This window comes from Craurococcus roseus, from assembly GCF_039523795.1.
In the GTDB taxonomy this organism is placed as follows: Bacteria; Pseudomonadota; Alphaproteobacteria; order Acetobacterales; family Acetobacteraceae; genus Craurococcus; species Craurococcus roseus.
In genome coordinates, this window is the sequence record NZ_BAAAFZ010000088.1 from 16,309 (window position 1) to 40,344 (window position 24,036).

General features: G+C 75.3%; 25 protein-coding genes. 6 read left to right on the forward strand and 19 right to left on the reverse strand.

Annotated features, from left to right (window positions below):
- Window positions 1–24: 24 nt before the first annotated feature.
- Complete coding sequence (locus tag ABD067_RS23065; RefSeq protein WP_343897757.1) at window positions 25–1,098, reverse strand: DUF2125 domain-containing protein; 1,074 nt, start codon at window positions 1,096–1,098, stop codon at window positions 25–27.
- 102 nt (window positions 1,099–1,200) lie between these two features.
- Between ABD067_RS23065 and ABD067_RS23070 the strand changes: the two genes are divergently transcribed.
- The gene (locus ABD067_RS23070; RefSeq protein WP_343897758.1) at window positions 1,201–1,743 is read left to right on the forward strand and encodes a gamma-glutamylcyclotransferase; all 543 of its coding nucleotides are present in this window, start codon (window positions 1,201–1,203) and stop codon (window positions 1,741–1,743) included.
- A 253-nt stretch (window positions 1,744–1,996) separates the two neighbouring features.
- On the opposite strand, the gene ABD067_RS23075 is transcribed toward ABD067_RS23070, so the two are convergent.
- From ABD067_RS23075 to ABD067_RS23100, 6 genes are all read right to left on the reverse strand, one after another.
- Complete coding sequence (locus tag ABD067_RS23075; RefSeq protein ID WP_343897759.1) at window positions 1,997–2,737, reverse strand: lysophospholipid acyltransferase family protein; 741 nt, start codon at window positions 2,735–2,737, stop codon at window positions 1,997–1,999.
- A complete protein-coding gene (locus tag ABD067_RS23080; protein ID WP_343897760.1) occupies window positions 2,734–3,402 on the reverse strand; it encodes a YdcF family protein in 669 nt (222 codons plus the stop codon). Before ABD067_RS23080 ends, ABD067_RS23075 begins: the two co-directional genes overlap by 4 nt.
- Window positions 3,399–4,304: a cell division protein FtsX gene (locus ABD067_RS23085; protein ID WP_343897761.1), complete on the reverse strand. Its 906-nt coding sequence runs from the start codon at window positions 4,302–4,304 to the stop codon at window positions 3,399–3,401. Before ABD067_RS23085 ends, ABD067_RS23080 begins: the two co-directional genes overlap by 4 nt.
- Window positions 4,297–4,977 carry a cell division ATP-binding protein FtsE gene (locus tag ABD067_RS23090; protein WP_343897762.1) on the reverse strand — a complete coding sequence of 227 codons (681 nt, stop codon included), beginning with the start codon at window positions 4,975–4,977 and terminating at the stop codon, window positions 4,297–4,299. The genes ABD067_RS23085 and ABD067_RS23090 overlap by 8 nt, the downstream gene beginning before the upstream one ends.
- A gap of 203 nt (window positions 4,978–5,180) precedes the next feature.
- Window positions 5,181–6,158, reverse strand: coding sequence for an alpha/beta hydrolase family esterase (locus tag ABD067_RS23095; RefSeq protein ID WP_343897763.1), 978 nt, complete (start codon window positions 6,156–6,158; stop codon window positions 5,181–5,183).
- A gap of 628 nt (window positions 6,159–6,786) precedes the next feature.
- A complete protein-coding gene (locus ABD067_RS23100) occupies window positions 6,787–7,320 on the reverse strand; it encodes a dihydrofolate reductase family protein (RefSeq protein WP_343897764.1) in 534 nt (177 codons plus the stop codon).
- Window positions 7,321–7,459: 139 nt separating this feature from the next.
- Here ABD067_RS23100 and ABD067_RS23105 point away from each other — a divergent pair, with 139 nt between their 5' ends.
- The gene (locus ABD067_RS23105; protein WP_343897765.1) at window positions 7,460–7,936 is read left to right on the forward strand and encodes a zinc-ribbon domain-containing protein; all 477 of its coding nucleotides are present in this window, start codon (window positions 7,460–7,462) and stop codon (window positions 7,934–7,936) included.
- Between the two features lie 10 nt (window positions 7,937–7,946).
- Here the strand turns inward: ABD067_RS23105 and ABD067_RS23110 are convergent, their stop codons facing one another.
- Genes ABD067_RS23110 through trpB form a run of 4 tightly spaced genes read right to left on the reverse strand, consistent with a single transcriptional unit; the run spans window position 7,947 to window position 12,277 of the window.
- Window positions 7,947–9,230 carry a bifunctional folylpolyglutamate synthase/dihydrofolate synthase gene (locus tag ABD067_RS23110; RefSeq protein WP_408871591.1) on the reverse strand — a complete coding sequence of 428 codons (1,284 nt, stop codon included), beginning with the start codon at window positions 9,228–9,230 and terminating at the stop codon, window positions 7,947–7,949.
- 31 nt (window positions 9,231–9,261) lie between these two features.
- The gene (gene accD / locus ABD067_RS23115) at window positions 9,262–10,221 is read right to left on the reverse strand and encodes an acetyl-CoA carboxylase, carboxyltransferase subunit beta (RefSeq protein ID WP_343897767.1); all 960 of its coding nucleotides are present in this window, start codon (window positions 10,219–10,221) and stop codon (window positions 9,262–9,264) included.
- Entirely contained in the window at window positions 10,218–11,063 is an 846-nt protein-coding gene (gene trpA, locus ABD067_RS23120) for a tryptophan synthase subunit alpha (protein ID WP_343897768.1), read from the reverse strand. Before trpA ends, accD begins: the two co-directional genes overlap by 4 nt.
- Window positions 11,060–12,277 carry a tryptophan synthase subunit beta gene (gene trpB / locus ABD067_RS23125; protein ID WP_343897769.1) on the reverse strand — a complete coding sequence of 406 codons (1,218 nt, stop codon included), beginning with the start codon at window positions 12,275–12,277 and terminating at the stop codon, window positions 11,060–11,062. The genes trpA and trpB overlap by 4 nt, the downstream gene beginning before the upstream one ends.
- A gap of 145 nt (window positions 12,278–12,422) precedes the next feature.
- Here trpB and ABD067_RS23130 point away from each other — a divergent pair, with 145 nt between their 5' ends.
- Both ABD067_RS23130 and ABD067_RS23135 read left to right on the forward strand, forming a co-directional pair.
- The gene (locus ABD067_RS23130) at window positions 12,423–12,890 is read left to right on the forward strand and encodes an OmpA family protein (RefSeq protein ID WP_343897770.1); all 468 of its coding nucleotides are present in this window, start codon (window positions 12,423–12,425) and stop codon (window positions 12,888–12,890) included.
- A gap of 130 nt (window positions 12,891–13,020) precedes the next feature.
- A complete protein-coding gene (locus ABD067_RS23135; protein ID WP_343897771.1) occupies window positions 13,021–13,371 on the forward strand; it encodes an OmpA family protein in 351 nt (116 codons plus the stop codon).
- Window positions 13,372–13,387: 16 nt separating this feature from the next.
- Here ABD067_RS23135 and ABD067_RS23140 read toward each other — a convergent pair whose 3' ends face one another.
- The 7 genes from ABD067_RS23140 to rpsA all read right to left on the reverse strand — a co-directional run bounded on the left by ABD067_RS23140 (window position 13,388) and on the right by rpsA (window position 20,581).
- The gene (locus ABD067_RS23140; RefSeq protein WP_343897772.1) at window positions 13,388–14,035 is read right to left on the reverse strand and encodes a phosphoribosylanthranilate isomerase; all 648 of its coding nucleotides are present in this window, start codon (window positions 14,033–14,035) and stop codon (window positions 13,388–13,390) included.
- Window positions 14,032–14,754, reverse strand: coding sequence for an orotidine-5'-phosphate decarboxylase (pyrF, locus tag ABD067_RS23145; protein ID WP_343897790.1), 723 nt, complete (start codon window positions 14,752–14,754; stop codon window positions 14,032–14,034). Before pyrF ends, ABD067_RS23140 begins: the two co-directional genes overlap by 4 nt.
- A gap of 25 nt (window positions 14,755–14,779) precedes the next feature.
- Window positions 14,780–15,130: a lipopolysaccharide assembly protein LapA domain-containing protein gene (locus ABD067_RS23150; RefSeq protein WP_343897773.1), complete on the reverse strand. Its 351-nt coding sequence runs from the start codon at window positions 15,128–15,130 to the stop codon at window positions 14,780–14,782.
- The gene (gene ihfB, locus ABD067_RS23155) at window positions 15,127–15,483 is read right to left on the reverse strand and encodes an integration host factor subunit beta (RefSeq protein ID WP_343897774.1); all 357 of its coding nucleotides are present in this window, start codon (window positions 15,481–15,483) and stop codon (window positions 15,127–15,129) included. Before ihfB ends, ABD067_RS23150 begins: the two co-directional genes overlap by 4 nt.
- Window positions 15,484–15,499: 16 nt before the next feature.
- Complete coding sequence (gene sppA, locus ABD067_RS23160) at window positions 15,500–16,417, reverse strand: signal peptide peptidase SppA (RefSeq protein WP_343897776.1); 918 nt, start codon at window positions 16,415–16,417, stop codon at window positions 15,500–15,502.
- 73 nt (window positions 16,418–16,490) lie between these two features.
- Window positions 16,491–18,608, reverse strand: a complete 2,118-nt coding sequence (locus ABD067_RS23165; RefSeq protein ID WP_343897777.1) for a PAS domain S-box protein — start codon at window positions 18,606–18,608, stop codon at window positions 16,491–16,493.
- Between the two features lie 236 nt (window positions 18,609–18,844).
- The gene (gene rpsA / locus ABD067_RS23170; RefSeq protein WP_343897778.1) at window positions 18,845–20,581 is read right to left on the reverse strand and encodes a 30S ribosomal protein S1; all 1,737 of its coding nucleotides are present in this window, start codon (window positions 20,579–20,581) and stop codon (window positions 18,845–18,847) included.
- Between the two features lie 427 nt (window positions 20,582–21,008).
- On the opposite strand from rpsA, the gene ABD067_RS23175 reads away from it, so the two are divergent.
- Window positions 21,009–21,557, forward strand: a complete 549-nt coding sequence (locus tag ABD067_RS23175; RefSeq protein WP_343897779.1) for a TetR/AcrR family transcriptional regulator — start codon at window positions 21,009–21,011, stop codon at window positions 21,555–21,557.
- Window positions 21,554–22,183, forward strand: coding sequence for a pyridoxamine 5'-phosphate oxidase family protein (locus tag ABD067_RS23180; protein WP_343897780.1), 630 nt, complete (start codon window positions 21,554–21,556; stop codon window positions 22,181–22,183). Before ABD067_RS23175 ends, ABD067_RS23180 begins: the two co-directional genes overlap by 4 nt.
- Before the next feature lie 198 nt (window positions 22,184–22,381).
- Here ABD067_RS23180 and ABD067_RS23185 read toward each other — a convergent pair whose 3' ends face one another.
- Window positions 22,382–23,959: a hypothetical protein gene (locus tag ABD067_RS23185; RefSeq protein ID WP_343897781.1), complete on the reverse strand. Its 1,578-nt coding sequence runs from the start codon at window positions 23,957–23,959 to the stop codon at window positions 22,382–22,384.
- Window positions 23,960–24,036 lie beyond the last annotated feature (77 nt).

Below are 24,036 nucleotides of genomic sequence, written 5' to 3' on the forward strand. Positions count from 1 at the left end.
TTTCCAAGCCCCATGACGAAGCGGCTAAGGCCGGCCGGCCCCGATCCCCGGCCCCGCCCGAGTCCAGTCCAAGGCCGGAAAGCGCACCAGGGCGATGGGGCCGAGCCTCAGCGTGCGGTCCCGCAGCGCCAGCGGCAGCTCCGCCCGGGCCGGCCCGCCCTCCGGCGGCGGGCGGCTCAGCGCCCGCAGCGCGACGCCGGCGGCGGCGGCGTTGAAGGGGGACAGGAGGCCGGCGGCGCTCGCGGCCTCCAGCAGCGCTTCGCCGCCCGCGAGCCGCAAAACCCCGGTGCCCGCGGGCTGCAAGGCGCCGTCGAGCGCCAGGGTCGCGGACGCGGAGGCCGCAGCCTCGCCCCAGCGCGCGTCCGCCGCCCGGACCTCCAGCGCGCCGCCGCCGTCTCGCCACGCCGCCGCGCGCCGGGCCGGGTCGCCGCCGGGCGGGACCGCGCCGGTCAGGGCGAGGTCCAACCCGATCCTGTGCACGACGCGCCCGAGCCGGTCCGTGCCCGGAAGGGCGGGCGGCAGGACGACGCCCGCGGCCGACGCGCGCAGCGTGCCGGCGGAGGCCCCGCCGCGCCGCGCGTCGAGGTCCACCGAAGCCGAGGCGACCTCGACCGCCCCGACGCGCAGGGCGCGCGCCGTCGCGCCCGCTTCGTCCGGGGGTCCGTCGCCGTCGGGCCGCAAGGGCAACGCCGCGTCGAGGCGGCCGGCGGTGAACGGCGGCAATTCCGCCTCGCCCAGGCGCAGGCGGTGGCGGCCCGGCGCTTCCAGCGCCAGCCGGTCCGGGCGCGACGGGGACACGCGCAGCGTCAGCGCTTCCGTCCGCCAGTCCACGCCGCCCGGCAGGAGGCCGGCGCCTCCCTCCATGCGGAAACCCGGCAGCGCCAGGGAGGCGGAAAAGGGCCAGCCGCCGCGCCGGGGCGGCCCGTGTTCCACGCGCCAGCCCTCCGCTCCTCGGGTCGCGGCCCAGGATGCGAAACCATCCTCCAGCCTGCCGCACAGCCAGAGCCACGCCGCCGTGTGGCCGGCGGCGGCGAGGAATGCGATGGCGAGGAGGGCGCCGGGGGCGGACCGCCAAGCCCGTCTCGGCTTGGCGGGCATCGTGCCGGCCGGTATAGGGGCCTCCCGCACCGCGCGCGAGGCGCGCCGCGGTCCGGACAACCCCCTTCCCCGCCGCGCATGACCGTTCCCGCACCGCCGCCCTTGGACGCCGACGGCGCCCTCTACGTCTTCGCCTACGGTTCCCTGATCTGGCGGCCGGGCTTCGCCTACACCGGGATGCACCCCGCCCTGCTGCGCGGCTTCCACCGCCGTTTCTGCATCTGGAGCCGGCGCTACCGTGGCACGCCGGAGGCGCCGGGGCTGGTGCTCGGCCTCGACCGCGGCGGGTCGTGCCGGGGCGTCGCCTTCCGGGTGCCGGAGGCGGACGCGGCGGCCGTGCTGGACTACCTCCAGGAACGCGAGATGCCGCCGAGCGAGGAGGCGGTGTACGAGCGCCGGGTGCTCCGCGTGACCCTGCTCGACAGCGGCCGGGAGGTGCGGGCCGTCGCCTTCGTCGCCGACCGGACGCGCGCCAGCTACTGCCGGCCGGAAGCCCCCGCCGCAGCGGCGACCATCGCGCGGGGCCGCGGGCAGATGGGGTGCAACCGCGAATACCTGCTCAACACGGTGGCCCACCTGCGCGCGATGGGCGTGCGCGACGCCGGGCTCGACCGCATCGCCGCGCTGCTGCCGCCGCCGGGCTGAGCCGGCGTTTTCCCTCTGTTCATCCACAGCGCGGCCGGGGACCGGGAGAACATCGGCGGCCTCGGGCCACGGGAACGGACCGGGAATCCGAGCCGCGGCGGCACAAGTTCAAAATACCCTTATTTTACAATGCATTAGTGTGTGTGTCGGGTGTGGATGGATTCGATGTAGAACGTCGCACGGCGGGGAAAACCGTCCCTTCGCAGCGGCTTAATGCGCCTTCTTGGAGTCCGAGTCGAAGCCCTTTCCGCACTCAATCCACGGATTTATCCACAGGTTGGCCGGAGGCCGGCAGGCGCTTCACCGCGCCCTCGATCGTGTCCTCCAGCCGCCGCACCAGGGCCTCCCGCCGCAGGTCCGCAGGCAGGGGCGGCATGATGTGGACGTGGATCACGCCGGGCCGCTTGTGGAAGGCGCGGCGCCCCCAGCGCAGGCCGCTGTCCGTGGCGACCGGGATCACCGGCAGGCCGGTGGCGGCGGCCAGCGCGGCGATGCCGGGTTGGTAGGGCCGGTATTCGTCGGGGTGGACTCGGGTGCCTTCGGGAAAGATCACCAACTGCCGGCCTTCGGCCGCCGCCCGCTGCCCGGCCCTGAGCAGGTGGCGCATGGCGCTGGCGCCCGCCGAGCGGTCCACCCCGATCTGGCCGCTGCCGCGCATCAGCCAGCCCCAGACCGGGATGTTGAGCAGCTCCCGCTTCACGACGTAGGCCGGGTCGGGCAGCAGCCAGAGCCAGACGATGGTGTCGTAAGCCGATTGGTGCTTGGCCGCGATCAGGGCCGCGCCCTCCTTCGGCAGGTGCTCCCGGCCCGTCACCTCCGTCCGCACGCCGCAGATGACCCGGAGCGCCCCGACCACGACCCCGGCCCAGAAGCGGATCGGCACCAGCAGCAGGCGCCGCGGCAGCAGCATCGCGGGAAGGATCAGCGTCGCGTAGGTGGCGCTGAAGCCGAAGAAGAACGCGTTGAACAGGGCGGAGCGCAACCAGACCATCATGGGCGCGCGTCCTGCGTCGCGCCGGGGCGGGGCGCAAGGCCCCGTTCGGGGTTCAGGGCCGGGCCGGGCCGCGAAAGGCCGAGCCAAGCCCCGAGCAGCTTGAGGTATTCGCCCGCCAGCAGCCGCCATTCCCGCAAGCCGGCGCGTCCGCGCATCGGCGCCGGCGTCACCGGGTGCGGCAGCAGCGCCACCCCGGGCGGCAAGGCCCGGCGCAGTTCCAGCAGGGCGCGCGGCATGTGGTAGCCCGCCGTCACCACCCGGACGGAGCCGATGCCCTCCCGCCGCGCCCAGGCCGCGATCTCGGCCGCGTTGCCCCGGGTCGAGGCGGCGTCGTGGCCGACCGTGGCGCGGCCGGCGACCGCGTCTGCCACGTCCGGCGGCAGCCCGGCGACGCGCACCAGATCCTGCAAGGTCGCGTCCCGGTGCGCGCCGGAGACGATGAGGCGCGCTTCCCCGTCCGCCAGCAGCAGGCGCAGCCCGGTTTCCACCCGGTCGGCGCCCCCCGTCAGCACCGCGATCCCTTCGGCCCGGAGCGCGCCGCCGGCCGGTGGCGCGGCGGCGGCTTGGAGGAACCACAGGAAGCCCGCCACCGGCAGGGCGAGCGCCAGCAACGCCACGGCCCCGAGGGCCGCCGCCGCCGCGCGGCGCCGTCCCCGCCGGCTCACGGCAGCAGCCGCAACCATCGGCGGACGGCGATCTGCGCGGTGAGCCAGCCGATGCCGGCGCCGATCGCGGGCAGCAGCGCCAAGCCTGTCCAGGGCAGGCCCCGCCACGGCAGGCCCTCGGCGACTGCCGCTTCCCCGCCGACCAGCGGCGCGGCGAGCCCGGCCAGCGCCGCCAGCACCGGCACCGCCAGGGTCGTCCCGGCGAGCGCGCCCGCGCCCGCCAGCAGCGCCACCCGGCGCGCGAAGCGGCCGGCGATATCGGAGTCGGTCGCGCCCAGCTCATGCAGGATGGCGATGGCCTGCCGCCGCGCCGCGATGCCCGCGCGCACCGCGACCGCCACCACCGCCGCGGCGATCCCGGCCACCAGCAGCAGGGCCGCCATCGCCACGCCTTGGAGGCTGCGCGCCAGCGCCGCCAACCGCGCCAGCCAAACGCCGTGCGCCTCCACGGACGCGCCGCCGCCCGGCACCGCGGCCGCGACGCGCTCGGCGAAGCCGGCGGGCGAGGCGGGCAGGGACGCCAAGCGCAGCTCGATCACCACCGGCAGCGGCAGCGAAGGGACCTCGCCCAGCCAGGGGCGGAGCAGCGCCGCCATGCGCTCGCGGTCCATGGCTCGCGCGTCCACGACCCCGGGCAGCGCGCGTAGCGCCGCCAGGGCCGCGTCCCGCCGCGCCGGGGGCGTTTCGGCCGGGAACTGCACCAGCACCGCCGAGCCGGCGCCGCCCTGCCAGCGCCGGGCCAGCTCCGCCGCGCCCTCGGCGCCGCCCAGCGCCACGGCGCCGAGCAGCGCCATCGCCGCCACCAAGCCGGGCAAGAGCCGGTCCGCCAACGCGCGGCGCAGGCCGAGCGGGTCGCGCCCCCGGCTCCGGCGCAAGCGCTGCCGCCGCGCGCCGTCAGCCATGCGAAACCAGCCGCCCGCCTTCCAGCCGCAGCGCGGGCGCCGCGTGGGCCCGCACCAGCACCTCGTCGTGGGTGGCGACCACGACCGTGGTGCCCATGCGGTGCATCTCGCCCAAGAGGCGCAGCACGCGCCAGGTCTGCGCCGCGTCCAGGTTGCCGGTCGGCTCGTCCGCCACCAGCAGCGCCGGGCGTATCACCACGGCGCGGGCGATGGCCACCCGCTGCTGCTCGCCGCCGGAGAGCGCCGCCGGCAGGGCGTCGGCGCGGTTCACCAGGCCGATCCAGCGGAGCATCTCCTCCACGTCGGCGCGCACCTGCGCCTCCGCCCGGCCGGCGATGCGGAGCGGGAGGGCGAGGTTGTCCGCCACGGGCAGGTGCGGCAGCAGGCGGAAATCCTGGTGGACCACGCCGATCCGCCGCCGGAGCCGGGGCAGGGCGGCGCGGCGCGTTTGCGACAGGCGGGCGCCGAACAGCTCCACCTCGCCCCGGCTCGGCCGGAGCGCGAGGTGCATCAAGCGCAGCAGGCTGGACTTGCCGGCGCCGGAAGGGCCGAGGAGCCAGTGGAAGCTGCCTTCCGGCAGGGCGAAGGAGACGTCGCGCAGCGCCTCCGGCCCCGTCCCCTCCGGCCCGGGGGGCACGGGATAGCGGAGGCCGACGCGGTCGAACCGGACCATGGCGCGGACAATGCCGCCGCGGGCGGGGCGCGCCAACCACCGGGCGGGCGGAGGGGCGGCGCCTTACTGCCTCAACGGCTTGCCATCTTGCTTTCCGGGCCTTCGCGGGTGCCGGGTGGAAGACGCCGTTCGGGCGCTGGCGCTTGTATTTCGCCGCGTTTCGGCCGGGAAACGCGAGCGTTCTCGAACCGAGCCGAGCGCCGTCACGGGGCGGTCCTCGGCCCCTCGCGGTCCAGGGCCAGCGGCCGGTCGGCGCGCCCCAGCCCCGGCACGCGGCTTGGTTCGAGAACGAAATCGAGCAGCAGCACGCCGGGGTCGATGTCGGGCGTGGCGCGGCCGAGGAGCCGGAGCAGGGTCCAGTCGTCGCCCGCGGTCAGCCGGTGGCCGCCGCCGCGCACCTCGTACAGCAGCGTTTGGACGCCCCCGGCGCAGCCGGTCGCCGCGTGGACCAGGGCGTCGGGTTGCGTGCCCAGCCCCCGCCGGGGCAGCGGCCGCGCCGGAGCCGTTCCGGCGCAGCGGTTCGCACGGCGCCAGAATTCGAAGCTTGCGGGCACGGACATGCGGCGCTCCAGGCCCACGATGCCGCCCAGATTCACCTCGCCCGTCCAGCGCACCAACGGGTCGGCGGTGCCGGCCACCATGAGGACGGGCAGCGGCCGCGCCGGCCGGCAGCCCCGCTCGGCCCCGAGCGGCATGGTCGCCATGAACACGGCCACCGAGGCGAGGCGGTCGGCGCGCGCGCAGGCATAGCGCAGCGCCATCATGCCGCCGTTGGAGACACCCGCGATGTGGACCGCGGCCGGGTCGGCGGTGCCGTCCGCGACCAGGGCGGCGATCAGCGCGTCGAGGAAGGCGAGGTCGTCGCCGGTCGGCGAGAGCGCCGGCGGCAGCGCCCGGGACAGTGAGCCGTCGTTCCAGAACAGGCTCTGGGCGTCGGGGAAGGCGAGCGCGACCCCGGCTTGGCGCGCCATGGCCGGCAGCGGCTCCAACTCGTCGCGGGTTTGCGCCCCGCTGAGCAGCCCCGCGTGCAGGACGACGATCAGGGGGCGCGGGCCGGCCGCGGCCGGCGGCGCGGCGGGGCGGTCCACCGTGGCCCGCCTTTCGATGCCGTCGCGGCCGACCAGGGAAAGCCGCGCGCCGCTCCCGTCGCAGGCCGGAAGCAGCGGCAGGATGGCCAGCAACGCCGCCGCCGCCCGCGCGACGGCGCGGCGCTGACCGGACCGCCTCGGCCCGGGGGTGCGGCCCGGTCCGGCCGATGGTCCATCGCCGCGCCGTTCCGCCCCGGCCTTGGCCTCGGGGGCGCGGCGACGGACCCGCGGTGGATGGCCTGCGAACGTCATGTTTGGTCCCAAAGGTCGCGCGGCACAGAACGCTCGGAAAGGCGCGCGGTGTTCCGCGGCGCCTAGCCCCACGGCAACGTGGTGGCCGTCCGCCCGTCCGCGGCGCCGCGGCGGCGGTGCACCGGGCGCGGGTGGTGCCGCGCGACGGGCGCCGCCGGGCCCGCGGCGGGGCGTTGCCGTCCCGCACGCGGCCGGGAAGCCGGGCCGGCGGGGCCCGCGCCGGGCGTCGCCGCCCGGACCCTTGGTGCCGGTCGTGCCTGAGCGTGGGCGCCGCCGCGGGCCGGCGGCTTCCGGGCCGCCGCCGTCGAAGCCGTTCCGAACCGGTGCGCGACCGCCACGGCCTATTCACCTTGGCCGGCTCCGCGCAACGGCGGCCTTGGGCGGACAGCCCCGATCCGGCCCGGGGAACGGGGCCGTTCAGGAGCCCGCCGGTGGGGGCGGCGGACCGAAAGAGCGTCGCTCCGCCGCCTCAGGCCACGCGCTCGTAGACGAGGTGCAGCGCCCCTCTGGCCTTGGCCTCGCACTTGACCAACCGGAGGTCCAGCCCGCCCGTGCCCGGCGGGAACAGCGGTATGCCCTCGCCCAGGACGGTCGGGATCAAGGCCATCTCGAGCACGTCGAACTTCCCGATGGCGATCATGGAACGGATCACCCGTCCGCCGCCCGCGATCCACACGCGGCGGTGGCCCCGGCCTTCCAACTCCCCGGCGACCCCGGCCATGTCGCCGGACCGCGCTTCCACCGCGGGCGGCGGATCGGGCAGCGGCCGGGTCGTCACCACGATCGTCGGTTTGCCGGGGTAGGGCCAGTCGCCGAGGCGGCGGAGGGCGTCGTAGGTCGCGCGGCCCATCAGGATCGCGCCGGCGTCCGCCAGGAAGGCATCGAAGCCGAAGTTCTCGGCCGGGTACTCCGCGGCCAACCAGTCGTCCACCCCGCCGTCCGGGCGGGCGATCTTGCCGTCCAGCGAGGCGGCCACGTTGCAATGCCAGACCGTTTCCACCATCGGGTTCCTCCTGCCTCGTGGTTCAGGCCGGGGCGGCGCGCCGCCCGGCACCGCCGAACGGGAGCGGCTGAACACGACTCCGCTGCCCGCCGTCCGGCTGCTTGCGACCGCGGCGGCGCTTCACCAGAGTCCGGCCGCCATGCGCGCCACTTGCCCGTCCTGCGAAGCCGTATACGAAATACCCGACCGGCTGGTCGGCTCCGGCCGCCGCCTGCGTTGCGCGAACTGCGGCCACGAATGGACCCTGCTGCAAGCGGAGCCCGCGCCAGCCCCGACGGCGTCCGCGCTGCCGGCTTCGCCGTCGGGGGCGATGCCGGTCACCCCGCCCCCGCCCGCCTACACCTACGCGCCGACGCCCGAGCCGCCCCAGGCCGTGCCCCCGCCGACGCGCCCGATGCTGCGCCGCCCGCCGCAGGTGATAGACCCCCCGCTGCCGCCGGTGGACGACGCCGCCGGGTTCCGCGGGCGCGGCGACCTCGTCTTGCGGGCGGCGTGGATAGGCTCCGTGCTGCTGGTGCTGCTGGCGCTCGGCGCGCTGTGGACCTTCCGCCACGAAATAGCCGCTGCGTGGCCGCCGGCGGCGCGCTTGGTCGGGACGCCCGTGAGCGGGGGCTGATGGCCGGCCTTCACCCTTCCGCCTTCAGCACCTCGCCCGCCAGGTAGAGGCTGCCGCAGACCAGCACCCGCGCCGGCGGGCCGCCGCGTGGCAACGCGGCCAGCGCCGCCGCCACGGTCGGCCCAGGCCGCGCGGCGCCGCCGCTCGCCGCCACGATGCCCTCCACCGGCATGGCGAGGTGCTGGCCCGGTTCGGCCACGGCCCAGGTCGTGTCCGCGAGCGGGAGCAGCGGCGCCAGGAACCCCGCCGCGGCCTTCGATTGCTTCATGCCGACGACGAGGTGGATCGGGCGCTCGGGCGCCGCGTCGCGCCAAGCGCGGAGCTGCGCGGCGAGGGCCTGGCCGGCGCCGGGGTTGTGGCCGCCGTCGAGCCACAGCTCCCAGCCGCCGGGCAGCGAGGCGGCGAGGCGGCCGCGCAGGCGCTGCAGCCGCGCCGGCCATTCGGCGGAGGCGACCCCGGCGGCGACCGCTTCCGCGGTGAGCCAGGGCGGGTTCCAGGCGCGGAGCGCGGCGATCGCGATGCCGGCGTTTTCCGCTTGGTGCGGCCCGGCGAGCGAGGGCGGCGGCAGATCCAGCGCGCCCGCGGCGTCGGCGTAGCGCAGGCCGCCGGCGCCGCCCGGGGCGGGGCCGATCCGCCAGTCGCGGTCGCGCGCCAGCAAGGGGGCGCCCGCCTCCGCCGCGGCGGCTTCCAGCACGGCGAGCGGCCCGACCGCGCCGACGGCGCAGGGGACGCCGGGCTTGATGATGCCGGCCTTCTCGCCGGCGATCTTCTCCAGGGTGTCGCCCAGGAACTCCATGTGGTCCATGGAGATGGAGGTGACGGCGGTCGCCGCCGGCCGGTCCACCACGTTGGTCGCGTCGTAGCGGCCGCCGAGGCCGGTCTCCAGCACCAGGAGGTCTGCCGGCACGCGGCTGAACAGCAGGAGCGCCGCGGCGGTGGTGATCTCGAAAACGGTGATCTCGGCGCCGGCGTTGCGCGTTTCCACCTCCTCCAGCACGGCCTCCAGGGTTTCCTCGTCCACCGGCTCGCCGGCCAAGCGGATGCGCTCGTGGAAGCGGACCAGGTGCGGCGAGGTGTAGACGTGGACGCGCCGACCGGCCGCTTCCGCGACCGCGCGCAGAAAGGCGCAGCAGGAGCCCTTGCCGTTGGTGCCTGCGACGTGGACCACCGGCGGCAAGGCGCGCTCCGGGCGGCCCAGCGCCTCCAGGGCGCGGCGCATCCGGCCGAGGCTGAGGTCGATCAGCTTCGGGTGGAGGCCGTGCAGGCGCTCGACGATGGCTTCGGCGCGGGAAATGGCGGCGGGGCCTCTGCGCGGGGCGCCGGCGCTACCCGGCGGGCGCGGCGCGCTCGGCCGCCGGTGGCGCGAGGAGGGCCGGCGCGGGCGGCGGGGCGGCGTCCGCTTCCAGATCCTGCCGCGCCGCCGCTTCGGCGGCGCCCTCCGGCACGCGCAGGAGGCCGATCACCCGCGCCAGGGTGGCGCGCATCTCGCCGCGCTTCACCACCATGTCGAGGATGCCGTGCTCCAGCAGGTACTCGGCGCGCTGGAAGCCCTCGGGGAGCTTCTCGCGCACCGTCTGCTCGATCACCCGCGCGCCCGCGAAGCCGATCAGCGCGCCCGGCTCGGCGATCTGGACGTCGCCCAGCATGGCGAAGGAGGCCGTGACGCCGCCCGTGGTCGGGTCGCACAGCACGAGGATGAGGGGCAGCCCCGCCTCCTTCACCATGCGCGTGGCGATCACGGTGCGCGGCATCTGCATGAGCGAGACCGCGCCCTCCTGCATCCGCGCGCCGCCGGAGGCGGTGAAGACCACCAGCGGGCTGTCCTGCAGCACCGAGAGGCGCGCGGCCGTGACCAGCGCCTCGCCCACGCCCGCGCCCATGGAGCCGCCGAGGAAGGAGAACTCGAAGGCCGCGACGACGGCGCGGTGGCCGTCGATGGCGCCGTGCGCCACCAGCACCGCGTCCTCCTGCCCGGAGCGCGACTGCGCGTCCTTCAGGCGGTCGGCGTAGCGGCGCTGGTCGCGGAAGCGGAGCGGGTCGGCGGGCGCGCGCGGCAGCTCGATGCGCTGCCAGCCGGGGTCGAGCGTGATGTCGAGCCGCTGCCGCGCGCCGATCCGCATGTGGTGGCCGCAGTGGGTGCAGACGTGGAGCGCGCGCTCCAGGTCGCGGTGGAAGATCATCTGCTCGCAGTTCGGGCACTTGTCCCAAAGGTTGTCCGGCACCTCGCGCGGGGCGCCGAACAGCGTCTTGATCTTGGGCAGCGCCCACTCGCTGATCCAGTTCATCGGTCGTCGCGGCCCCCTTCGTGCCGCGCGCCGTGCACCGCGTCCGCCAAGGCGCGCACCTGGTCCAGCACCTGCCGCCGCGTCTCGCGCCGCGCGCGGCCGTCCTCGTCCAGGCCGGCGGCGAGCGTGTCCACCAGCGCGGAGCCGACCACGACGGCGTCGGCGAGGCGCGCCGCCTCCGCCGCCTGCTGCGGCGTGCGGATGCCGAAGCCGATGGCGACGGGCAGGTCCGTGTGGCGGCGGATGCGCGGCACCGCCTCCGCCAGGTGCTCCGCGGTGGCGCTGCGGGTGCCGGTGATGCCGGCGATGGAGACGTAGTAGACGAAGCCGGAGGTCGCGGCGAGCACGCGCGGCAGGCGGGCCTCGCCCGTGGTGGGGGCGATCAGGCGGATCAGGTCCAGGCCGGCGTCGCGGGCGTGGGGCGCGATCTCCCCGGCCTCCTCGGGCGGCACGTCCACCACGATGAGGCCGTCCACGCCGGACGCCGCGGCGTCGCAGCAGAAGCGCTCGACGCCGTAGGAGAGGACGGGGTTGTAGTAGCCCATCAGGACGATGGGCGTCTCGTCGTCCTCGGCGCGGAAGTCGCGCACCATGGCGAGCACGCCGGCGAGGGTGGCGCCGGCCTTCAGGGCGCGTTGCGCCGCCCTTTGGATGGAGGGGCCGTCCGCCATCGGGTCGGTGAAGGGCACGCCGACCTCGATCAGGTCGGCGCCCGCGCCGGGCAAGCCGCGCAGGATCGCCATGGAGCAGGCCGGGTCGGGGTCGTACGCCTGGAGGTAGGTGACGAACCCGGCGCGGCCCTCGCGCTTCAACGCCTCGAAGCGGGCGGCGATGCGGCTCACAGCGCGACCCCGAGGTGCCGCGCGACGGCGAAGATGTCCTTGTCGCCGCGGCCGCACAGGTTCATCACGATCAGGAAGTCGCGCGGCAGGCCCGGCGCCATGCGGACCACCTGCGCCAAGGCGTGCGCCGGCTCCAGCGCCGGGATGATGCCCTCCAGCTTGGAGCAGAGCTTGAAGGCCTCCAGCGCCTCGTCGTCGGTCGCGGCGACGTACTCGACGCGGCCGAGCTCGTGCAGCCAGGAGTGCTCCGGGCCGATGCCGGGGTAGTCGAGGCCGGCGGAGATGGAGTGCGCCTCGTCGATCTGGCCGTGCGCGTCCTGCAGCAGGTAGGTGCGGTTGCCGTGCAGCACGCCGGGGCGGCCGCGGCTGAGCGAGGCCGCGTGCTCGCCGCTGTCGAGGCCCCGCCCCGCCGCCTCCACGCCGAACATCCGCACCTCCCGGTCGTCGAGGAAGGGGAAGAATAGGCCCATGGCGTTGGAGCCGCCGCCGATGGCGGCCACCAGCGCGTCCGGCAGCCGGCCTTCCGCGGCCATGATCTGCTCGCGGACCTCTTCGCCGATCACGCTCTGGAAGTCCCGCACCATGACCGGGTAGGGGTGCGGGCCGGCGACGGTGCCGATGCAGTAGTAGGTGTCGTCCACGTGGGCGACCCAGTGGCGCAGCGCCTCGTTCATCGCGTCCTTGAGCGTGGCGGCGCCCGACGAGACGGGCACCACCTCGGCGCCGAGCAGCTTCATGCGGAACACGTTGGGCTGCTGCCGCTCCACGTCGGTCGCGCCCATGAACACGGTGCAGGGCAGGTCGAACAGCGCGCAGGCGGTGGCGGTGGCGACGCCGTGCTGGCCGGCGCCGGTCTCGGCGATGATGCGGCGCTTGCCCATGCGCTTGGCGAGCAGGATCTGGCCGAGCACCGCGTTGATCTTGTGCGCGCCGGTGTGGTTCAGCTCGTCGCGCTTGAAGTAGACCTTGGCCCCGCCGAGGTGCGCCGTCAGCCGCTCGGCGAACCAGAGCGGGCTGGGGCGGCCGACGTAGTGGGTGAGTAGGCGGCGCCACTCCGCGTCGAAGGCCGGGTCGCGCTTCGCCTCGTTGTAGGCCTGCTCCACCTCCAGGATGAGGGGCATGAGCGTTTCGGCGACGTAGCGCCCGCCGAACGGGCCGAAGCGGCCCGCTGCGTCGGGGCCCTGGCGGAAGGAGTTCGGCAGCGGCGTGTCCATCGGCGTTCCTTGCGGGGCGGCGGAGGCGCCCCGGATCGAGCACGGGACATAGCGTCGGGGCGGGGCTGCGGTAACCCCCGCGGCCGTGGCCGAGCGCGCCCGAAGGGCCTCGCCCCGACGGCCGGCCGGGCGGTATGGTGCACGGATGGAACCTCCGCCCGACAGGGCCCGCCGCGGGGCGCTCCGGCTGCTCCCGCTGGGGGCCATCGCCGCCCTGGCGGCGTCCTGCGCCGCCCCGGCCCCGGAAGCCGCCGCCCCGGCGCCGCGGCCCGCACCCGGGGAAAGGGCCTACATCGTGTTCTTCGACTGGGGCAGTTCCCGGATCGGGCCGCGCGGGCGGGAGGTCATCGCCGAGGCGGCCCGGAACGCCGGCGGGGCGGAGGGGAGCGGCCGCGTCGAGTTGCAGGCCTTCGCCGACCGCTCCGGCCGGGCGAGCCGCAACCAGAGCCTCAGCGAGCGCCGCGCCGAGGCGGTGGCGGCGGAGCTGGCGCGCCAGGGCGTGCGGCGCGAGCGCATCGCCGTCCAAGCCTTCGGCGAGGACCGGAACTTCGTGCCGACGCGCGATGAGGTGCGCGAGGCGCAGAACCGGGGCGTTTGGATCGTGCTGCGGTGAGGGCTGTTTGACGGTTGCCGGCCCAAACTCGGAAGCGCGGTCCGCCCCGCCGCTCCGGTTCATCCCGTTGTTGGTAGCGATCGCGGCATGTGCGCCGCGGGCACCAACGGAAGCGGCGCCGTCCGTCCCGATGGCGCCGATCGTGAGCAGGGGCTGGCCGCTCCTGTTCTTCGACAGGGACAGCGCCGAACTCAGCGAGCGGCATCGGGGCCTTGTCGCCGACGCGGTCGAGCGTCTTGTCACGGACAAGGTGATTGCCCGGATCGATTTGCGCGCCCACGCCGACCGTTCCGGCGGGCCGAGCTACAACCAGCGCCTCAGCCAACGCCACGCGGAGGCGGTCGCGGCTGAACTCGTGCACCAGGGCATCCGGCCCGAGAACATCGCGGTACAAAGCTTTGGCGAAGGCCGCCCCATGGTGCCGACGCGGGATGGCGCCGTGGAACCGCAAAACCGACACGTCGAGATCGTGCAGCGCTGACCGCGCTTGAAACGCCTCAGTTGCCCTTCGCCGCCGCCACGAAGGCCCGGACCAGCGCCGGGTCCTTCACCCCGCGCGCCTTCTCCACGCCTGAGGACACGTCCACGCCTGGGGCGCCGGTTTCGGCGAGCGCCCGCGCCACGTTGTCCGGCGTCAGGCCGCCCGCGAGCAGCCAGGGGCGGGGCACGGCGCGGCCCGCGACCAGGCTCCAGTCGAAGGCGGCGGCGTTGCCGCCGGGCAGTTCGGCGCCGGCGGGCGGCTTGGCGTCGAGCAGGAAGCGGTCCACGGCGGGCGCGTAGGCGGCGAGGGCGTCGAGGTCGGAGGGCGAGGAAACGCCCAGCGCCTTCATCACCGGCAGGCCGAAGCGGGCGCGGACGGCGGCGCAGCGCTCGGGCGTTTCGCCGCCGTGGAGCTGGATCACGTCGAGCGGCAGCGCGGCGAGCACCGCTTCGATGGCGTCGTCGTCCGGGTCCACGAACAGGCCGACGCGCTCCGCGCCGCCGGTGTCGAGCGCCCCGAGCGCGGCGGCGTCGGCGGGCGTCAAGGCGCGCGGCGAGGGCGGGAAGAACACGAAACCCAGCATGTCGGCGCCGGCGGAGGCGGCGGCGTCGAGCGCGACGGGGCTGTTCACGCCGCAGATCTTCACGCGCACGGCGGCGCTCATCCGGGCAGCCCCGCCGCGACGGCCGCCGCGGCCGCGGCCGGGTCGGGCGCGCCGGTCAGGGGGCGGCCGAGCACGATCCAATCGGCGCCGGCCGCCACCGCCTCGGCGGGCGTCGCGGTGCGCGCCTGGTCGCCCGCGGCGCTGCCCGCGGGGCGCACGCCGGGCACCACCAGCAGGGGCGCCGGGCCGAACGCCTCGCGGATCGCTGCGACCTCGCGCGGCGAACAGACCAAGCCGTCGGCGCCGTTCTCCAAGGCGAGGCGCGCGAGGCGCAGCACCTGCTCCTCCGGGGCGCCGGCGACGCCGGTTTCGGCCAGCGCCTCGGCGCCCAGGCTGGTCAGCACGGTGACCGCGAGCAGGACGGGGCGTTCCGCGCTCTGCGACTCCGCGGCTTCGCGCGCCGCCTCCACCATCGCCGCGCCGCCGGCGGCGTGGACCGTCAGCATCGCGGGGCGGAGCGGCAGCAGCGCGCACACCGCGCCGGCGACGGTGTTCGGGATGTCGTGCAGCTTCAGGTCCAGGAACACCGGCGCGCGGGCGCCGACGCGGCGCACCGCTTCCGGCCCGGCCGCGCCGAACAGCTCCAGCCCGACCTTGAGCACGCCGCAGCGCGGCGGGGCCAGCGCGGCGGCGAGGGCTTCGGCGCGGGGGAGGTCGGGCGTGTCCAGCGCGGCGACGATCCGCGCCGCGAGGGAGGAGGGGCGCGCGAGCAGGTTCAGCGCCCGCGGGGCGGGGCCGCCGCGGTCACGCCGCGGGGCGCTGGAGGCGGGGGAAGTTCGTGACGGGCGGCACCGGGCCGACGTCCTTCGCGGCCCGCGCGCGGTGCTCGGCGAGTTCCGCTTCCAGCACGCGCGCGGCTTCCCTGTAGCGGCTCGCCCGGCGCCGCGCGGCGAGCGCGCTGGCCCAGGTCACGGCGGCGCCGAACAGGAAGGCCAGGGCGGCGAGGACCAGCATCGCCGTGGACAGCGGCACCACCCAGGCGAGGTCGAAGGGCCAAAGCTCCAGCGCCACCTCCTGGCGGTTCGACAGGCCGAACAGCACCAGCACCAGCAGCAGGGGCAGCAGCAGGAGGAGTCCGAGGATGCGGGCCATCATTCCACCGTCGCCGGGGCGCGCACAGGGGCTTGGGCGGCCTTCCGCGGGGGCGCCGCGCCGCCGCCGCCGCCGGACGCGCCGTTGATCCGCTCGCGCAGCTCCTTGCCCGGCTTGAAGTAGGGCACGGCCTTGCCGGCCACCGGCACGGCGGCGCCGGTGCGGGGGTTGCGGCCGGTGCGGGCGTCGCGCCGCTTGGCGGAGAAGGCGCCGAAGCCGCGCAGCTCCACCCGGTCGCCGCGCGCGAGCGCCGCGGTGATCTCGTCGAAGATGGTGGCCACGATCAGCTCGACGTCGGGCTGGCGGAGGTGCGGGTTCTCCGCCGCCAACTGCGCGATCAGCTCGCTCTTCGTCATCCCCAAGCCCCCGCTCTCATGGGCGAAGCTGCCAGACCGGGAAGGGCCAGTCAACGCCAAGCCATTCTGAAAGCAAGGTTTTCGCTGCGCCCTGGAAGGCGGAGCGGAAGAGGCGCTCGGCCATGGAGCGGGTTTCCACATCCCTGACGGGCAGGCTCTCCGGCACGCCCTTCTCGGCCGCGAGCCAAGCCCGCGCCTCCGGCTCGCCGCCGATCGCGTCCACCAGCCTGCGCTCCAGCGCCTGCCGGCCCGTCAGCACGCGGCCGTCGGCGACGGCGCGCACCGCGGCCTCTTCCAGGCCGCGGCCGGCGACGACCTTGGCCACGAACTGGTCGTGCAGGTCGGAGATCACGCGCATGATGGCCTCGCGCCCCTCGGGCGAGAGCGGCTGGAAGGGGTTGGGCTGGGCCTTGAGGGGGCCGGACGTCAGCAGCTCGGGCCGGACGCCCAGGCGGTCCAGCAGCTCGGAGGCGTCGAAGGATTGCAGCAGCACGCCGATGGAGCCGGTGACGGTGCCCTCGCGCGTGAAGATGCGGTCGGAGGCGACCGCGGCCATGTAGCCGGCCGAGGCGGCGGTGCCGCGGAGCACGGCCACCACCGGCTTGCCGCTCTGCCGCACGCGGTTCAGCGCGGCGTACAGCGCCTCGCCGCCGCCGGCGCTCCCGCCCGGGCTGTCGATGGCGACGATGACGCCGCGGTTGGACGAGTCCTTGCGCATGCGGTCGAGCGCCTCGATCACCTTGCGGTCGTCGCCGATGACGCCCTCCACGGTGAGGCGCGACAGGTGCGCCGCGCCGGGCAGCCCCGCGCCGGCGGACCGGTACGCGGCGAAGGCGGCGCCGGCGACGACGAGCAGCACCGCCAAGGCGCGCCAGAGCGCGAGGCGGCGCTTGAGGCGGCGGCGGTCGATCAGGAGGTCGGCTTCGAGGGGCATGGGTCGGCTTCTGCGGGAAGGAGGCCGGTATATGCGGCGGCCGGCGGCTCTGGCCAGCCAAATGCGCGGCCCGCTACGCCGCGCTCGGGATGGCCTCCGCGTCGTCGGGCAGGCCGGCGCCGCGCCCGGCCGCGCGCAGGAAGGGGACGGCGATCTCGACCACCAAGCCGCCGGCTTCCCAATGCCGCTCCACCGCGCCGCCGAGCTGGCCGCGGATGGTGGCCTCGATCATCCGCGACCCGAAGCTGCGGCGCGCCGGCGCGCCCCGCAAGGGCGGTCCGCCGCTCTCCGCCCAGCGGAGCCGCAGCATCCCGTCGTCCCCCGTCCTGCGGCCCGCGCGCCAGCGCACCTCCACCCGGCCGCCGGGGACGGAGAGCGCGCCGTGCTTCGCGGCGTTGGTGGCCAGTTCGTGCAGCACCATGGCGAAGGGCTGCACGGCGGACGGGGCGAGCGGCAGGGGCGGCCCGTCCAGCGACACGACGGGGCCCCTGGGCGGCGCGTTCGGCGATCCCTTCGGCGCGGCGTAAGGGGCGAGCTCCCGCTCGGCGACGGCGCGCAGGTCGGCGCCGGACCAGCCGCTCTCGGCGAGCAGCGAATGCGCGCGCGCCAGGGCGGCGACGCGCGCGCCGACGGCGGCCGCGTAGGCGCGCGGCTCGTCCGCGGGCGTGAGCCGCAGCACGGACTGCACCACCGCCAATGCGTTCTTGGCCCGGTGGTTCACCTCGCCCACGAGCAGGGAACGCCGCGCCTCGTCCGCCTTGCGCGCCGAGATGTCGCGCATGGTGCCGGTGAAGAAGCGCCGGCCCTCGCCGTCGCGCCACTCCGCGATGGAGAGGTCCAGCGGCACGGGCGAGCCGTCCTTGCGGCGGCCCTCCACCTCCCGCCCGATGCCGATGATCCTCCGTTCGCCGGTCCGCAGGTACGCGGCGAGGTACGCGTCGTGCCGGCCCGCGTCGCCGGCGCCCATCAGCATGGACACGTTGCGGCCGATGGCCTCCTCCGCCGCGTGGCCGAAGATGCCCTCGGCGGACCGGTTGAAGGACCGGATGGTGCCCCGCTCGTCGATCACCACGATGGCGTCCACCGCGGTGTCCACCACGGCGCGCAGCCGCGCCTCGCCCGCGGCGACCGCCGCCGCGCGCTCGCGGAGCGCCGCTTCCGCCCTTTCGACGGCCTGCTGTAGCCGGGCGAACTCGCGCACGCTCGCCGGCTCGTCGGGCGCCATGGGCGGCGCGTTCCCGCCGCTGGCCGCGACCGCCTCCGCGCGCGCCGTGAGCGATTGCACCGGCCGCAGGACGCGCCGGCCGATGCGGGCGGCGGCGAGCATGGCGATGGCCAGCGCCGCCAGCCCGCCCAGCCCGAGCGCCGCGAGCGGCCTCCGCAGGCCGTCGAGGAAGGCGGAGCGCGGCTCGGCCACGGTGACGATCCACCCCGGCGCCGCGGACAGTCGGCGGTAGGCGGTGGCGATCTCCACGCCGCTCAGGTTCCGCCCGCGCAGGATGCCCGCCGGGCCGGCCTTCGCGCCGTCCGTCACCCAATCGCGGACCTGCTGGCCGGCGTGGCGGTCCTGGAAGTCCGAGCGCGCGACGATCTTGCCGGCGCCGTCGATCAGCGAGGCGTAGCCGCCGCCGCGGAAGGGCTGCTCGCCGAGCAGGCGCGAGACGCGCGCGGCCTCCACCACGCTGCCGAGCGCGTAGGCCACCTCGCTTCCCTTCCGGACGGGGACGAGGACGGGCGCGACGGCTTCCCCCGTCCGGCGGCTGCGGATGAGGTCGCCCACGGCCGGGCGGCCGCTCTCCAGCACCCGCCGCACCATGGCGGCCGTCTGCGGCTGGACCGGTTGGGACGGGGTGCCGAATCCCTCTTCGGTGTTGAAGGCCACGCCGGCGTCCGGCGCGACCAGGAAGATGCGGGCGCCCAGCATGGCGGCGGTCCGCTTCGCTTGGGCATGGAAAACGGCCAGGTCGCCCTCGTCGTCCACCAGGCTGTGCGCCGTCGCCAGGGTGGACAGGGCAAGGACGGAGGCGGCGATCTCCGTGTCGACGGCGCTGGCGAGCGCGGCGGCGGTGCCCGCGAGCCGGTCCTCGAAGGCCTGCCGCGAGGCGTCCACGGCCGCCCCGACCGCGATGGCGCCGACGGCGAGGGCCGGGAGGAGGGCCGCCGCGACAAGGGCGACAAGGTGCGTCCGCAAGCCGCGGCCCTCCGCCGCGGGCGTGGGTGGTTTAGGCACTCTGCTGTCGCCCCTTGGCTCAAGCCGCGCGCCCTCGGCGCCGCCCTGTCTTTATATAGTATACTCTGGTGAGGACAATCTATCTTGGGTTGTGCCGGGGCAGCGCCCAAAGAAAAACCCCGGGCGGCCGCGCCGCCCGGGGTTCTGCAATGCATGCGCCGCCGCTCGGGGTGCGGCGACGCGGTCGCGGGATCGGCCTACTCCTCGCCGGCCATCTCGCGGCGCCGCCGGATGGCCGCGCCCAGGATGTCGCCGAGCGACGCGCCGGAGTCGGTCGAGCCGAACTCCTTCATCGCTTCGCGCTCCTCGTCCACTTCCTTGCCCTTCACGGTCAGGGCCAGGCGCCGCGCAGCGCGGTCCACGGCCGTGACCTTGGCGTCCACCTTCTCGCCCACCGCGAAGCGGTCGGGGCGCTGGTCGCCGCGGTCGCGGGCCAACTCGGCGCGGCGGATGAAGCCGGTGAGGACCTCCTCCACCTTCACCTCGATGCCGTTGGCCTGCACTTGCGTCACGACGCAGGTGACGATGTCGCCCTTGCGCACCTTGTCCAGCACGTCCGCGGCCGGGTCGGCCTCGAGCTGCTTGACGCCGAGCGAGATGCGCTCCTTCTCCGCGTCCACGTCGAGCACCTTGGCCTTGACGGTCTGGCCCTTCTCGTACTTGGCCATCGCCGTCTCGCCCGGCTCGTCCCAGGACAGGTCGGACATGTGGACCATGCCGTCGAGGTCCGGGCCGAGGCCGACGAACAGGCCGAACTCGGTGATGTTGCGGATCTCGCCCTCGACCACGGAGCCGGGCGGATGCGCCTCGGCGAACAGCTCCCACGGGTTGCCTTGGGCCTGTTTGAGGCCGAGCGAGATGCGCCGCTTCGGCTCGTCCACGTCCAGGATCAGCACGTCCACCTCCTGCGAGGTGGCGACGATCTTGCCCGGGTGGACGTTCTTCTTGGTCCAGCTCATCTCGGAGACGTGGACCAGGCCCTCGACCCCCGGCTCCAGCTCCACGAAGGCGCCGTAGTCGGTGATGTTGGTGACGCGGCCGGAGAACTTGGCGTTGACCGGGTACTTGAGCGCCACGCCGTCCCACGGGTCAGACATGAGCTGCTTCATGCCGAGCGAGATGCGCTGGGTTTCCGGGTTGAACCGGATCACCTGCACCTTGACCTGCTGGCCGATGGTCAGCGCCTCGGACGGATGGTTGATGCGCCGCCACGCGATGTCGGTGACGTGCAGCAGGCCGTCCACGCCGCCCAGGTCCACGAAGGCGCCGTAGTCGGTGATGTTCTTCACCACGCCGTCGAGCACCATGCCTTCCTTGAGGCCCTGGATCAGCTCGGAGCGCTGCTCGGCGCGGGTCTCTTCCAGCACGGCGCGGCGGGACACCACGATGTTGCCGCGGGCCCGGTCCATCTTGAGGATCTGGAAGGGCTGCGGGCTGCCCATCAGCGGGCCGACGTCGCGCACCGGGCGGATATCGACTTGGCTGCCGGGCAAAAAGGCCACGGCGCCGCCGAGGTCCACGGTGAAGCCGCCCTTGACGCGGCCGAAGATCACGCCGTTGACGCGCTGGTTCGCCTGGAACGCCTTCTCGAGGTTGGTCCAGGCTTCCTCGCGCCGCGCCTTCTCGCGCGACAGCACGATGGAGCCGTCCCGGTCCTCGTAGCGCTCGACGAACAATTCGATGGAGTCGCCGGGCTTCACCTCGGGCTTCTGGCCCGGGGGCGCGAACTCCTTGAGGGGCACGCGCCCTTCGCTCTTGAGGCCCACGTCCACGACGGCGAAGTCGTCGTCCACGCGGACCACGCGGCCGGTCACGACGGAGCCGGCGAAACCCGTGTCCGCGCCGAGGGTGGCGTCGAGGAGGGCGGCGAAGTCCTCGGTCATGCTGCCCGCCCCGGGCTGTTCCCGGGTGGCGAGGCTGGTGGCTGATGCCATGTAGCGTTCTGTTCCTGTGGGCCCGCCGGTGTGGTCCCGACGCGGCCATGGTTCTGCGCCCCCGCGCTGTGCGCCCCCCGGCGCCGCGCTGGAACGGCTTGGTCCGGCATGCGCCCCCCGACGCGATACCCGACGACCCTGCTGAATGGGCGGCGTGTCGGCCCGCCCGGTTCCGGCCCGGCAATAAGGGGCGGCGCGAACCGCTAATCCCCCGTGAACGCGGGCGCCACGCACCGGAAAGGGCGCGGCAAGGTCGGCCTAGGCCCGCACCGGGGCGGGCGTCAAGGAAAATCGGACCGGCACGGTTCGTTCGACCGCGCGCGCCGCCCTTGACCGCCGGCTTCAGCCACTTAGTTATTGAGCGTTCGACAAACAAGAGGGCCGCCATGACCCTTCTTTCCCGTGCGCCGGCCCTGGGCCGGCCCTGATGCGCCCGGCCAAGGTCGCCGAGGAGGCGGTGGCGGACGCCTTGGTGGAGGCCTTCCGCCGCGACGGCTACGCGGGCGCCGCCGTCCGCGACCTATGCGAGGCGACCGGGCTGAAGTCGGCGAGCCTCTACCACCGCTTCCCGCGCGGGAAGGCCGACATGGCGCTCGCCGCCCTGGACCGGGTGGCCGGGGGCTTCGGGCAGGACGTCGTCGCGCCGCTGGAAGCCGCGGGCGATCCGGCGGCGCGGCTGCGGAAGAGCGCGGCGGGGCTCCGGCGCCACTACGCCGGCGGCCGGCTCGCCTGCCTGCTCGCCGTGCTCGCCGCGTCGGAGGCGCCGGAGCCGGTGCGGGAGGCGATCGCGGCGGCGCTCGGCCGCTGGCGCGCGGCCCTCGCCGGGGCGTTGGCCGAAGCGGGCGCCGGCTCGCCGGGCGACGAGGCCGAGGACCGCATCGCCGCCGTGCAAGGGGCGCTGGTGCTCGCGCGGGGCACCGGCTCGACCGCGGCGTTCCGCCGCGCCGTTTCGCGCATGGAGGAGCCGCCGCGATGACGAACCGCTACCACGAGACCGCCTTCACCCCTGCCGTCCGCCGCTTGCAGGAGCGCGCCGGCAGCCGCGGCGCCTACGCCGACCCGGATGGCAAGCGCCCGCCGAACGACCGCTTCGGGCCGCGCGAAGCGCAGTTCATCGGCGAGCGCGACGGCTTCTACCTCGCCACCGTCTCGGAAGCCGGCTGGCCCTACGTGCAATTCCGGGGCGGGCCGACGGGCTTCGCGCGCGTGCTGGACGAAGGGGCGCTCGGCTGGGCGGACTTCCGTGGCAACCAGCAATTCGTGTCCGCCGGCAACGCCTCCGCCGGGGGCGGGCGCGCGTCGCTGATCCTGATGGACTACCCCAACCGGCGCCGGCTGAAGCTGTTCGGCCACCTGTCGTTCACGGACGCGGAGGAGGCGCCCGACCTCCTCGCCCGCCTCGCCGTGCCCGGCTACCGCGCCAAGGCGGACCGCGCGGCGGTGCTGCGCCTGGTCGGCTTCGACTGGAACTGCCCGCAGCACATCCCGCAGCGCTTCACCCTGGACGAACTGGGCGACGCGCTGGCGCCGGTGCGGGGGCGCATGGCAGCGCTGGAGGAGGAGAACCGGGCGTTGAGGATGCGGTTGGGCGATCCCGACTGACGTTGTTCTCCCCGGAGACTGCGCGGGCCTCCCGCGCCAGATGCTTCGGGGGCGCCCCCTTCCGGAGCGGCCCCGAAGCATTCGTGGCTGCGGCCCTCAGCCGCCCCGCGTGGCCGTTTCCGCCAGGAACCGCCGCGCCGCCGCCATCTCCGGCCGCTCGGTGTCGGCCTCGGCCGTCAGCTCCAACAGCCGCCCGTATCAAAGGCGCGCGGCCCCGCGGTCGCCGCTGCGCTCCGCGGCCTTCGCGGCGCCGGCGAAGGAGCGGTAGCGGTTGGGCGCCGCCTTCAGGGAGGCTTCGAACTCGCGCAGCGCGGCCGCCGGGTCGCCTGTTTCCAGCAGCCTCTCGCCGAGCAGCTCGCGCATCGGCGAGAGGCGGTTCTCCATGGCGATGTGCTTCTCGGTGCGGTCCTCCAGATCGGCCGCGGCGCGCATCAGGCGCAACGCCTCGTCACGCCGTCCTTCGGCGAGCGAGATCCAAGCCGTGGCGGCCGTCTCTTGTATCTGCGCCTGCTCGGCCCAGTAGGGCTCGCGCGACTCGGCCAAGCGGCCGCGCAGCTCGCGCAGCCGTTCGACGGAGGGTTTCGCGGCGGCCGGGTCGCCGCTGCGCGCCGCGCCCAGCGCCTTCCCGAACCACGGTATGGCCTCCGCCATTGGGTAGGGCGTCTTCGGCACCGGCAACGCCGCGGCCTCCGCCCAGGCGCCGCGGTCGAGGGCGTGGCGGACAAAGGCGGCGTTGAAGCCGGTGTGGAACGGATAGATCAGCGGCGGCGGCTCGGAAACCGCCCGGTAGGGCGCGAGGAGTTCCGCCGCTGCCTTGTCCTGCGCCATCTGCATGTGGGCATTGGTGAGGAAATCCACCGAATGGTAGTTGCGCGCGATCAGCTCCGGCTTGCCGGCGACGCGCGGGTCGAGGCGCCCGAAATACGCGGTGTAGGAGGCGATGGCGGCGCGGTCGGCGGCGATCGCCTCCTTCCACAGCCCGAGCGTGGAGAAGACGTGCGAGGGCATGTGGAGCGCGTGCCCCGAGGCGGGCGCGATGGCGGCGTAGCGCCGCGCCGCCGGCAGGCCGCGTTCGGCGAGCGGCGCGAAGTCGTAGGTGTGGACGAGGTAATGCACGACGCCGGGGTGGTTCGGCACGCGCGCGTCGGCCCGTTCGAGGATCTCGCCCGCTTTCCGTTGCCGGGCGTAGGTCTTGTCGGAAAGGTCCACGGCCTCGTTGATGGCGAGCGCGTAGAAGATTTGCGCCTCGTCGTCGTCCGGGTACTTCGCGGCCAGGCGCTCCATCGCCGCCTCGTAGGCGAGCGTCCGGGTGCGCTGGTCCACCCGCTCGTGGTCCTGGAAGAAGGCCGCCAGCGCCTCGATCCAGTCGCGCTCGCGCTCGGTCCGCGGCGGCGCGGCGCGGGCGCGCTCGATGGCCTGCCAGCCGCGTTGGAGCGCCGCGGGCGGGAAGGGCGGGACCAGCGGGTTCAGGCGCTGGCTGACCGCGACGCCCCACCACGCCATGGCGCAGTCGGGCTCCGCTTCCGCGAGGGCGGCGAAGGCCTGCCCCGTGGCCGGGAAGTGGAAGGAGTGCAGCATCGCCAGCGCGTGGTGGAAGCGTTCCTGGGCCTGCGGGCTGCAGGAGGTCGGGAAATGCACGCGGCCGAAATTCCCGGCGTCGCCGTGCTGCTGGTGCGGTTGGGCCGCGGCGGGCGCCGGCGCTAACGGCAGGAGCGCGCAGGCCGAGGCCAGCAGGGCCGGCCGCAGCGCCTTGCGGATCGTCTGGTGGACGGACATCGCAACCTCCCTTCGCCCGTGAATGGCTCACGCGCGAGGCCGGTCGCGTTTGCGGCGGGCGCGCCGGGGCCGGCCGT

Coding starts and splice junctions, on each gene's coding strand:
- ABD067_RS23065 (WP_343897757.1), bottom strand. CDS start 1,098: ATGCCCGCCAAGCCGAGACGGGCTTGGCGGTCCGCCCCCGGCGCCCTC.
- ABD067_RS23075 (WP_343897759.1), bottom strand. CDS start 2,737: ATGATGGTCTGGTTGCGCTCCGCCCTGTTCAACGCGTTCTTCTTCGGC.
- ABD067_RS23085 (WP_343897761.1), bottom strand. CDS start 4,304: ATGGCTGACGGCGCGCGGCGGCAGCGCTTGCGCCGGAGCCGGGGGCGC.
- ABD067_RS23090 (WP_343897762.1), bottom strand. CDS start 4,977: ATGGTCCGGTTCGACCGCGTCGGCCTCCGCTATCCCGTGCCCCCCGGG.
- ABD067_RS23100 (WP_343897764.1), bottom strand. CDS start 7,320: ATGGTGGAAACGGTCTGGCATTGCAACGTGGCCGCCTCGCTGGACGGC.
- ABD067_RS23105 (WP_343897765.1), top strand. CDS start 7,460: ATGCGCGCCACTTGCCCGTCCTGCGAAGCCGTATACGAAATACCCGAC.
- accD (WP_343897767.1), bottom strand. CDS start 10,221: ATGAACTGGATCAGCGAGTGGGCGCTGCCCAAGATCAAGACGCTGTTC.
- trpB (WP_343897769.1), bottom strand. CDS start 12,277: ATGGACACGCCGCTGCCGAACTCCTTCCGCCAGGGCCCCGACGCAGCG.
- ABD067_RS23130 (WP_343897770.1), top strand. CDS start 12,423: ATGGAACCTCCGCCCGACAGGGCCCGCCGCGGGGCGCTCCGGCTGCTC.
- ABD067_RS23135 (WP_343897771.1), top strand. CDS start 13,021: ATGGCGCCGATCGTGAGCAGGGGCTGGCCGCTCCTGTTCTTCGACAGG.
- ABD067_RS23140 (WP_343897772.1), bottom strand. CDS start 14,035: ATGAGCGCCGCCGTGCGCGTGAAGATCTGCGGCGTGAACAGCCCCGTC.
- ABD067_RS23150 (WP_343897773.1), bottom strand. CDS start 15,130: ATGATGGCCCGCATCCTCGGACTCCTCCTGCTGCTGCCCCTGCTGCTG.
- ihfB (WP_343897774.1), bottom strand. CDS start 15,483: ATGACGAAGAGCGAGCTGATCGCGCAGTTGGCGGCGGAGAACCCGCAC.
- sppA (WP_343897776.1), bottom strand. CDS start 16,417: ATGCCCCTCGAAGCCGACCTCCTGATCGACCGCCGCCGCCTCAAGCGC.
- rpsA (WP_343897778.1), bottom strand. CDS start 20,581: ATGGCATCAGCCACCAGCCTCGCCACCCGGGAACAGCCCGGGGCGGGC.
- ABD067_RS23175 (WP_343897779.1), top strand. CDS start 21,009: ATGCGCCCGGCCAAGGTCGCCGAGGAGGCGGTGGCGGACGCCTTGGTG.
- ABD067_RS23180 (WP_343897780.1), top strand. CDS start 21,554: ATGACGAACCGCTACCACGAGACCGCCTTCACCCCTGCCGTCCGCCGC.
- ABD067_RS23185 (WP_343897781.1), bottom strand. CDS start 23,959: ATGTCCGTCCACCAGACGATCCGCAAGGCGCTGCGGCCGGCCCTGCTG.